General features: G+C 60.3%; 8 protein-coding genes. 7 read left to right on the top strand and 1 reads right to left on the bottom strand.

What is annotated here, in order from left to right; all coding sequences use genetic code 11:
- Positions 1 to 1,212, bottom strand: a 1,212-nt coding sequence (locus tag BRAS3843_RS03295; RefSeq protein WP_139024712.1) for a hypothetical protein, incomplete at its 3' end; no start/stop codon positions are given.
- 196 nt (positions 1,213 to 1,408) lie between these two features.
- Here BRAS3843_RS03295 and rfbG point away from each other — a divergent pair.
- From rfbG to BRAS3843_RS03260, 7 genes are all read left to right on the top strand, one after another.
- The gene (gene rfbG / locus BRAS3843_RS03290; RefSeq protein ID WP_008967293.1) at positions 1,409 to 2,533 is read left to right on the top strand and encodes a CDP-glucose 4,6-dehydratase; all 1,125 of its coding nucleotides are present in this window, start codon (positions 1,409 to 1,411) and stop codon (positions 2,531 to 2,533) included.
- Positions 2,530 to 3,300 (top strand): glucose-1-phosphate cytidylyltransferase, encoded by a 771-nt coding sequence (rfbF, locus tag BRAS3843_RS03285; protein WP_008967292.1) that lies wholly within the window; start codon positions 2,530 to 2,532, stop codon positions 3,298 to 3,300. Before rfbG ends, rfbF begins: the two co-directional genes overlap by 4 nt.
- A 135-nt stretch (positions 3,301 to 3,435) precedes the next feature.
- A complete protein-coding gene (rfbH, locus tag BRAS3843_RS03280; RefSeq protein ID WP_008967291.1) occupies positions 3,436 to 4,818 on the top strand; it encodes a lipopolysaccharide biosynthesis protein RfbH in 1,383 nt (460 codons plus the stop codon).
- A gap of 13 nt (positions 4,819 to 4,831) precedes the next feature.
- Positions 4,832 to 5,851, top strand: coding sequence for a glycosyltransferase family 2 protein (locus BRAS3843_RS03275; RefSeq protein ID WP_008967290.1), 1,020 nt, complete (start codon positions 4,832 to 4,834; stop codon positions 5,849 to 5,851).
- A gap of 180 nt (positions 5,852 to 6,031) precedes the next feature.
- Positions 6,032 to 7,135 carry a DegT/DnrJ/EryC1/StrS family aminotransferase gene (locus BRAS3843_RS03270; protein ID WP_008967289.1) on the top strand — a complete coding sequence of 368 codons (1,104 nt, stop codon included), beginning with the start codon at positions 6,032 to 6,034 and terminating at the stop codon, positions 7,133 to 7,135.
- A 2-nt stretch (positions 7,136 to 7,137) separates the two neighbouring features.
- Positions 7,138 to 7,824 (top strand): GNAT family N-acetyltransferase, encoded by a 687-nt coding sequence (locus BRAS3843_RS03265; RefSeq protein WP_008967288.1) that lies wholly within the window; start codon positions 7,138 to 7,140, stop codon positions 7,822 to 7,824.
- Complete coding sequence (locus BRAS3843_RS03260; RefSeq protein WP_008967287.1) at positions 7,821 to 9,566, top strand: thiamine pyrophosphate-binding protein; 1,746 nt, start codon at positions 7,821 to 7,823, stop codon at positions 9,564 to 9,566. Before BRAS3843_RS03265 ends, BRAS3843_RS03260 begins: the two co-directional genes overlap by 4 nt.
- Positions 9,567 to 9,609 lie beyond the last annotated feature (43 nt).

Raw genomic sequence — 9,609 nt, 5'->3', positions numbered from 1 at the left:
GAGCTCGCCCACCTTGCGCATGCCGCCGAGGAACGACGGCCTTGCGTAGCCGGTGGCGAGATAGGCGATAAAGCCGAAAACGACGACCAGGCCGGTTTCAGGATTCCAGACGAGGGCAACGCTCGCAGTGGCTGCAAACAGAAGGAGCGTGGCCAGTTTCGACAGGCGGGGCGCCACGCAGAGCGTCACCAGCGCGAATCCAAAACCCAGGAAACGCCAGCCGGTCTGGTTTGGGAACCAATTCATATGGTAAGCGGCAAAAAGATCCGGCAGAACGAGGGCCGACGGCAGCACAAGCCAGAGAAAGGGCCGTCGAGTGCCGCGCCAGAAGAACAAGGCGAGGCAGATGCAGAGGAGCATCGCCAGCTGGCAGACTTGAACACAGCGATAAATCGCGGCCCAATCGAACGGACCCGCCAGTCGGATTGCTGCGCCGACCAGCGCTTCAGGAAAGAGGCCGTAATAAGGTCTTACGTCGTCGAACAGACGCAAGCCAGCACCAAGGCGATCTGCAGCGCCGGTGACGAAGCCGAAATGAGCCTCGACCATCGTGAGGCTGACGTAGGGCCATTGTCGCATCTCCGCTGGGAAGAGGAGGCCCGCGACCGCCGCGACGAGGATGGCTGCTCCCGACGCGATCGCGAGCATTCTGATCCCTGAACTATACCACGCAGCCTTCCTGAACTCTCTGATGAAGAGCCCGATGGCCAGCAGGAGCGCGGCCGCGAAGAGAAGAGATCTGAGGCCCAGTGGCGAAATCAACGTGTCGCCTTGCCGCCTGACCTCGATCAAATAGACAAGTGCCATTGCGCACCAGAACAAGACTGGACTGCGCTTCAATCTTCGGACATGAAGGGAAAACGGTGTCAGTCGACGAAAAAGGGCGCCGCGTATTCTGTCGTTGCCGAAAGCACAGATCAGGAAGGGCAGGAAGATCGCGAGGAGGCCGATCTGATACGCGCGTTTCTGGACTCTGACATCTGGCAGCTCACCGGGATAAAATGCGTGTGCAACTTCCGGGACATACCGAATGAGGCTTGCTGGCGAAGGACCAAGGCCGATGAATTTTTGCCAGATTTGACCGAGTCCGAATGCCACGGTCATTGCAATGAGAGCCCCCACTGCAAGAGTCCAGCAGATATCAATCGAAATTGGATGCACTGCGGACACACGCTGCGAAAAGTCGCGCTCGGTGTTGGCAAATTGCTGCATTGGCCCAGTGTTCCGTTCGCGTGTGCGGTTTCGCTTCGGCGAAAGACCTGCGACGCCCTATAACATACGCTCGGGCGCCCGCAACGTCCGTATCGTTTCGACTCGCGCTTCGGGCGAACTGGCTATTTGAAGCCGCCACGGAGGCTGCTAGAAGAGCCGGAACAGCAGGTGATCAGATGACATTGCAGGTGGCGGCATGACGTCCGGCTTTTGGAAGGCACGGCGGGTGTTCCTGACCGGACACACAGGGTTCAAAGGCAGTTGGTTGGCGCTCTGGTTGAAGCACGTAGGAGCTCAGGTCTTCGGCTATTCGCTGCCGCCGCCGACCACGCCAAGTATCTTCGAGTCCGCCGGATTGGCTAACGTCCTCGATGGCACGATGGTCGGCGACATCCGTGATCTCGGTCAACTGACTCGAGCCATGGCGGACGTCAAGCCGGACGTTGTGGTTCATCTCGCTGCGCAGGCCATCGTTTTCTCCTCGTTCGAGGATCCGGTCGGTACATTTGGCAGCAACGTGATGGGTACCGTGAACGTGCTCGAATCGGCGCGTCACGTCGATACGATCCGAACCATGCTGATCGTCACGAGCGACAAATGCTACGAGAACTCCGAAGTCGGCCCGCCGCGTTCCGAAAGCGATGCCATGGGCGGCGACGATCCCTATAGTGCCAGCAAAGGCTGCGCCGAGCTCGTGACCCATGCCTACCGGTCATCTTTCTTCGGTGCCGGCGAGCAGCATCCGGTAACAGTTATGTCGGCGCGCGCGGGCAATGTAATCGGCGGCGGTGATTTTGCGCGTTACCGCCTTATTCCTGATCTGGTGCGTGGCGCGCGCGAAGGGCGGCCGGTCATGATCCGCAACCCGGCCGCCACTCGACCGTGGCAGCACGTGCTCGAGCCGCTCTCCGGCTATCTGACTCTCATCGAACGCGCCTGGGAGCACGCCGGCGGTGTCGCTGAAGGTTGGAACTTCGGGCCGGCGGCCGATGATGTGCGCGAGGTGGGGTGGGTTGCTGACCGTTTTGCGGATTGCTGGGGCATTGCGCGCAACGAAGCCTGGCGAAAGGACAGCAGATCCTTTCCAACGGAGAAGCTGACCCTTCAGCTCGACAGCACGAAGGTCGCAGCCCGGCTTGGCTGGCAGCCACGCTGGACGATCGAACAGACCTTGAATCGTGTGGTCGACTGGTATAAGCGCGAGGCGGAAGGCTTCAACGCGCACAACCTCATCATCGAACAAATTGAGGACTACGTGAACTCGGCCCCACGCGCCGCGGCGGATGCCACGCAGCACACATCGATCGGGCCCGCGTCATGAAGGCCGTTATCTTGGCGGGCGGGTACGGCACCCGTATCAGCGAAGAGAGCCTGCTGCGACCAAAGCCGATGATCGAGATCGGAGGCCGGCCGTTGCTGTGGCACATCATGAAGATCTATGCTCATCACGGAGTCAGGGACTTCATCATCTGCCTGGGTTACAAGGGTTATGTGATCAAGGAGTATTTCTTCAACTACGTGCTGCACAATTCCGACCTGACTGTAGATCTCGGGCGTAATACACATTCGCTGAAGTCGACCTCAGTCGAGGATTGGCGAATCAAGCTTGTGGACACCGGTGAGGCGACCATGACTGGCGGCCGCCTCAGACGCATCCGAGAGCACCTCGATGGAGATGACCGCTTCTGCTGCACCTATGGTGATGCGGTATCGGACGTCGATATCGGCGCAGTACTGGCTCTGCACCGACGCGATGGTGCCTTGGCGACTGTCACGGCCGTCCAGCCGCCGGGGCGCTTCGGCAAGCTCGCGATCGAAGGGACCCGGGTCAGCGCCTTCCAGGAAAAGCCGGAAGGTGACGGGGGCTGGATCAATGGCGGCTTCTTCGTGGTCGAGCAGCGCGCGCTCGACGAGGTCGAGGGCGATCATACCGTATGGGAGCAGCATACGATGCCGCGGCTCAGCGCCGCCGGCCGGCTTTCGGTCTACAAGCATAGCGGCTTCTGGCAGTGCATGGATACGCTTCGCGACAAGAATAGCCTGGAAGGGCTCTGGCAGCGGGACAATCCTCCCTGGAAGCTCTGGTAGACGGCCGAGTTCGGGGGGCCACCCTTAGTTGCCCGAACCTCTCCGTGTTGAACTTGCCGTGCCGTGTGCTATTTGGGAAGCCGGCATGCTGGCGCCGCGCGCGGGCCTGCGAGAGATTGTTCGAATGGAACGCGGATGTCGGATCAAAAGCAGCTAGCTGAAGAACTCAGGCGTCAGATCCTGGAACTGGTCGGCCAGTATGCGGACTTGGCGCATGCACCCGCGCCGTTCGTGGCCGGAACGAGCTCGGTGCCTGTCAGCGGCAAGGTCTACGGCGCTTCCGAAATGCAGTCCCTGGTCGATGCGGCGCTGGATTTCTGGTTGACCACCGGTCGCTTCAACGCGGAGTTCGAATCCCGGCTTGCCGGATTTACTGGACACAAGCATGCGCTGACGGTGAATTCCGGCTCCTCAGCAAATCTCGTCGCGGTCTCCGCGCTGACGTCGCACCTGATGGGTGATCGTCAGCTGAAACCCGGCGATGAGGTGATCACCTGCGCGACCGGTTTTCCGACGACGGTTAATCCGATTCTGCAGAACAATCTCAAGCCCGTTTTCGTCGACGTCGACATTCCGACATACAATATCGATGTCTCGGCTCTGGAAGCCGCCGTGAGCGGACGAACGCGCGCGATCGTGATTGCGCACACGCTCGGCAACCCGTTCAACGTCGATGCAGTGCTGCAGCTCGCGCGTAAGCACGACCTCTTTGTTATAGAAGACTGCTGCGATGCGCTTGGTGCAACCTATCGCGGCGAGCCTGTCGGTACGTTCGGCGAGATCGGGACTCTGAGCTTCTATCCGGCCCACCACATCACGATGGGAGAGGGCGGTGCAGTTCTCACCAACAACGGCCGCACACGACGGATCATGGAATCGATCCGTGACTGGGGTCGCGACTGCTGGTGCGCGCCGGGGCATGACGGCACCTGCAAGCAGCGCTTCGGCTGGCAGCTCGGCGATCTACCGTTCGGTTATGATCACAAATACACCTACTCACATCTCGGCTATAATTTGAAGATTACCGATCTTCAGGCCGCTGTTGCGCTCGCCCAACTCGACCGACTGCCAGGCTTCATCGCGGATCGCCGGCGGAATTTCGCCCTGCTGCAGGAGGGGCTGCGCGATCTGCAGGACATTTTCATCCTGCCCGAGGCGACTCCGCACTCCGAACCATCCTGGTTCGGCTTTCCCTTGACACTTCGGCCAGGACTGGATTTCACCCGCGAGGAGCTGCTCGAATATTTGAATGCAAGAAAGATTGCGACCCGTCTTCTTTTCGGCGGCAATCTCATTCGCCAGCCATACATGATCGGCCGGGATTTCCGGGCCGCAGGCCCGCTCGACCGCAGCGACGTGGTTATGACGCGAACGTTTTGGCTCGGCGTCTATCCCGCTCTGTCTCAGGATCATATCGCCTATGTAATTGATAGCTTGCGTGACTTCTGTCTGCACCCACCGCGCGGGACGGCGTCAGCTGTGTCGGGGCGGGTCGTGTCGTCCATGTCCACTCCATGATTCGAAGCTGAAAATGTCCGACGTGCGCGAAGATGGCGGTGCGACCCAGCGAAAGCTCATTTCGGTCGTCACGCCCTGCTACAACGAAGAGAACAACGTCGAGGCCTGCTGGACCCGTCTTCGCGCTATCCTGGAGGCTATGCCGGACTACGATTACGAGCATATCTTCGCCGACAATTGTTCGACCGATCGCACGCCGGAGATTCTGCGCGAGATCGCTGCCAAGGATCATCGAGTCAAGGTGATCTTCAACGCGGCCAATTTCGGTGCGGCGCGATCGCTTCTGAATGCGCAGAGGGCGGCGTCCGGCGATGTTGTTGTAGCCTACATGCCCGCTGATCTGCAGGATCCGCCGGAGCTCATTCCGGACATGGTCGCGCTCTGGGAGCGGGGCTATCAGGTCGTCTACGGGGTCCGTGCCGATCGCGACGAGAACAAGCTTCTCTTTGCGTTGCGCAGGCTGTTCTATCGGATAGTGAATGCCTCTGCACGTTTTCAGGTGCCGGTCAATGCGGGCGACTTCCAGGTGGTCGATCGCACGGTCATCGAAGCGTTGCGCCATTCGCGCGACTATTATCCCTACGTCCGCGGGATGATCGCGAGCTATGGCTTCCGCTCGATTGGCGTGAATTACAAGATGACGCGCCGGACCGCTGACAAATCAAAAGCCAACTGGTTCGTGCTCATCGACCAGGCGATCAATGCGGTGATTTCGGTATCTCAGACACCATTGCGCATTGCCATGTTCGTGGGCTTTTGTCTCGCGCTACTTAGCGTCCTCTATGGATTACTGCAGCTGATCCTCGTCCTTTTTCTCGGCGTCTCCGCGCCACCAGGCGTGACGACCCTGATGATTGCGGTTTTCTTCCTGTCCGGCGGCCAGCTCTTCTTCATGGGGCTGATCGGCGAGTATGTCGGAGCTGTTCACGCCATGGTGCGAGAGCGTCCGATGGTCATTGAGAGGGAGCGGGTCAATTTCTCGGTGGCGGTGGGCGACGGAATCCGTGAAAATGGTCCGAACGGATCGGGATGATGCCCGTTCTGCGATGAGCAGATCCTTGGGGAATTCGATGGATACTGCAATTGCAGGAGAATTCTTCCGGGGCGGCATGGCAGCCGCTCAACCTGAGACTAAACGAATGCTCCTGCCCTTCCGAAGTTCGCACAGGAGCAATCTCGAGGATGCAGCGAACTTTGGAAGCGGAGCACTGAGATGAGGAAGATCGCTTTCGCGGGTCCGTCGATCACGGAGAAGGAGGTCGACTACGTCGTCGATGGTGTCCGCAACGGCTTCTATGACAATTACGATGCCCATATTCGGCGGTTGGAAAAGGCCGTCGGCAATTATCTCGGCGTTCCCTATGTCCGCGGCCTGCATACCTGCACCGCCGCATTGCACCTTGCCGCGGTCGTGCTCGGCATCGGTCCGGGCGACGAGGTGATCGTGACGGATTTCAGCTGGGCGGCTACCGCCCATGCCATCGCGTATACCGGTGCCGAATGCGTCTTTGTCGATATCGATCCTGAAACCTGGTGCATCGATCCGGAGGCGATCGAAGCGGCGGTCACTCCGAAGACCAAGGCGATCATGCTGGTCCACACATTCGGGCATCCGGCGCGGATGGACGAGATCATGGCGGTCGCGCGGCGCCATAATCTGAAGGTGATCGAGGATGCCGCACCGGCGTTGGGTGCGAGCTACAACGGCCAGAAGGTCGGAACGTTCGGCGATATTTCCTGCTTCAGCTTCCAGGGGGCGAAGCTGACCGTCAGTGGCGAAGGCGGCGTGATCTGCACCAAGGACGAAGCGCTCTACAAGCGCATTCACAATATGGCATGGATGGGGCGTACCGACGGAGAAGCGACCTTCTGGTGCGATGCCGTCGGCTATCAATATACGATTGCCAATATCGCCGCCGCACTCGCGCTCGCGCAGGTCGAGCGTGTCGAGGAACTGATCGCGATGAAGCGACGTATTCACGGCTGGTATAGCGAGCGACTGGCCGGCATCGAAGGTGTACGCCTTCTCGTCGAACAGCCCGGCTGCCGCAGCAACTATTGCTATCCCTCGCTTTTCCTCGAAGAGAGCGTCGCCGCCGATCGTGACGCTATCATCGTCGCGTTGCGGGACCTCAACATCCATTGTCGGCCGGGATTCCCGCAGATGAGCGCGTTTCCGATGTACCGACAGAGGTTCGAGAATCCCATTGCCAAGTCGGTGTGGCGGCGCGGCATCTCGCTGCCTTCGGCGCTGAACCTCACCGAAGAGGATGTCGACTTCGTCTGTCGCAACTTCATTTCCCTGATCGGCCGTTAGCCGTGAGCGACGCGTCCGGTTCCTCCGATTGGCGCAAGAAGGTCTGCGAGCGTTTCGGCGCGCTCAAGGCCGCGCCGTTCGCGGCGTTGCGCCTGCCGTCGGTGCAGAGCACCGGTGTCACGCTGGCGCCGTTCACCGCCGATAAGGTGGCCGACGACGCCGTGATCGCGTCGCTGACCCGCTGGCGTACGGAAAACATCGGCGGTTTCACCAAGCTGTTTCGTCCAACCGTCGACGGCACGCGCGCATGGTCGCGCAGCCAGTTGATCGAGCGGCCGGACAGGATCCTGTTCTTGGTGCTCGATTCCGATTCGCGCCCGGTAGGTCACCTCGGCCTTTCGAGCTTCGATTTCGAGGCCGGGACCTGCGAGATCGACAACGTCGTGCGTGGCGAGGCGACGGCGCCGCCGGGTGTCATGACGCATGCCTTGGCGACGCTGCTCGACTGGACCTATCGCAGTCTTGGACCGGCCGAGATCAGGTTGCGCACGCTTGCGGACAACGCGCGTGCGCTGGCGCTCTATCATCGGCTCGATTTTGTTCCACTCTCCCTCATCGCTCTGGAAAAAGTCGTCTCCGGTGAGACGACCGAGTGGATTGAAACCGGCAGAACCGGGCACATCGACAGGTTTTTTGTCTTGATGAAACACCATTGGGAAGCCGGTGCAGCGGGGGCGGCAAAGCTATGACTGGGGCGGAATATGTCGCGGAGTTTCTGGCGAGGCGCGGCGTCCAGCAGGTGTTTCTGCTGACCGGGGGGGCTTGCGCCTTCATGGTCGATGCCGTGGCGAACCATCCGAAGCTTGGCTACCTCTGTTTCCAGCACGAGCAGGGCGCGGCAATGGCTGCGGACGCGGTGTGGCGGACCTCAGGCAAGGTTGGTGTCGCGATGGCGACCAGCGGGCCTGGAGCCACGAATTTGCTGACTGGGATTGCCTGCGCCTATTTCGATTCGATTCCGAGCCTTTTCATCACGGGACAGGTCAACATGCGTGAAAGCGCCGGCTGGGCCGGCGCAAAGGTTCGCCAGTTCGGTTTCCAGGAGACCCGCATCGTCGAGATGGCGGCGCCGATCACCAAATACGCCGTGCTTGTCAGGACCGCTGAGGAATTGAAGCGCGAATTGGCCAAGGCCTTCGACATTGCATTGGAGGGCCGCGGAGGGCCCGTTCTGATCGACATTCCGATGGACGTGCAGCAGCTCGAAGTCGGCGATGACTTCGCGCCTCCGGCGGAAACGGACTTGGCAGCTGTCGATCATGTTCCTGACGATCTACTTAATTTCTTCGATCGCGCCGAGCGACCGGTGCTGCTGTTCGGGGCAGGAATTGGACTCGCTCGCGCTCAGGACGCCGCGTGTGCTTGGCTGAAACAACACGACGTACCGTTCGTCGCGAGCTGGAACGCGCTGACCTATTTCGATCACGCTATGCAGAGCTATTGCGGCGCCATCGGCGTCTACGGCAACCGGGGCGCCAACGCCGTGATCCAGAATGCCGACGCAGTTCTGGTGCTCGGAAGCCGGCTCGATAACCGGCAGCGTAGCGGCAACGCAAGATCGTTTGCTCCGGATGCGCGCGTTCACGTCGTCGACATCGATGCGGAAGAACTCGTCAAGTACAAGGCTGATGGTTACGGCGTCACTCAGTTCGACCTGCGTGAGCTCGCGTCACTGCTGTCGAAGCTTCGCGCGCCGACTCCCGCAGAGGCCTGGTGCGCTCACGTCTCGGATCTCTGCGCGCGCTATCGCGGCCGCAGCGTTGAGCACCTGACGGGCGAGGTTCGAGGACTGTCGCCTTACGCGGTGGTCCAGGAGTTGAACCGACTGATGAAGCGGGATGCGATCGTTGCCTGCGACACCGGCGCGGCTCTATGCTGGGTCTTTCAGATGTTCCATCGTTCCGCGCAGACACTCTTTACCGCGGGCGGCAACTCGCCAATGGGCTACGCGGTACCGGCAGCGATCGGGGCGGCAATCACCAATCCCGGCCGCCAGGTCTTCGCGTTCATCGGCGACGGCGGTTTTCAGCTTAATATCCAGGAATTGCAGACCATCGCACATTACGGATTGGATGTGGTGATCGTCGTCATGAACAATGGTTGCTACGGCATGATCCGCCAGTTTCAGGACAGCTATCTCGGCGGTCGCTATCATGCGACGATCGAAGGTTACAGCGCGCCGGATTTTTCAGGCATCGTTGCTGGTTACGGTCTTGCCTATCACCGTGTCGAGCGCTTGCAGGATCTCTCGCCGGCGCTGCTCTCGAAAAAGGGAGGCGTCGTCATCGATGTGATCGTGCCGTCCGACACACAGATAACGCCCAAACTCGAGATGGGACGACCGATCAACGATCAATATCCCTATCTGGACGACGAGGCGTTCCGGCGCGACAACCCGTACTGGAACCATCCGCGTTATCCCCGCGCGTGATGGTCTGCGTGCTGCAAGGTCGAGCCGCCCCATCAGCATGTAC

It is taken from the genome of Bradyrhizobium sp. STM 3843, from assembly GCF_000239815.1.
Lineage (GTDB): Bacteria > Pseudomonadota > Alphaproteobacteria > Rhizobiales > Xanthobacteraceae > Bradyrhizobium.
Note: the sequence above shows the minus strand (reverse complement) of the source record. Positions and strands in the feature narration are given on the sequence as shown.

What these genes read in the sequence shown, in the direction of transcription:
- rfbG (WP_008967293.1), top strand. Translation starts at nt 1,409, where the DNA reads ATGACGTCCGGCTTTTGGAAGGCACGGCGGGTGTTCCTGACCGGACAC.
- rfbF (WP_008967292.1), top strand. Translation starts at nt 2,530, where the DNA reads ATGAAGGCCGTTATCTTGGCGGGCGGGTACGGCACCCGTATCAGCGAA.
- rfbH (WP_008967291.1), top strand. Translation starts at nt 3,436, where the DNA reads ATGTCGGATCAAAAGCAGCTAGCTGAAGAACTCAGGCGTCAGATCCTG.
- BRAS3843_RS03275 (WP_008967290.1), top strand. Translation starts at nt 4,832, where the DNA reads ATGTCCGACGTGCGCGAAGATGGCGGTGCGACCCAGCGAAAGCTCATT.
- BRAS3843_RS03270 (WP_008967289.1), top strand. Translation starts at nt 6,032, where the DNA reads ATGAGGAAGATCGCTTTCGCGGGTCCGTCGATCACGGAGAAGGAGGTC.
- BRAS3843_RS03260 (WP_008967287.1), top strand. Translation starts at nt 7,821, where the DNA reads ATGACTGGGGCGGAATATGTCGCGGAGTTTCTGGCGAGGCGCGGCGTC.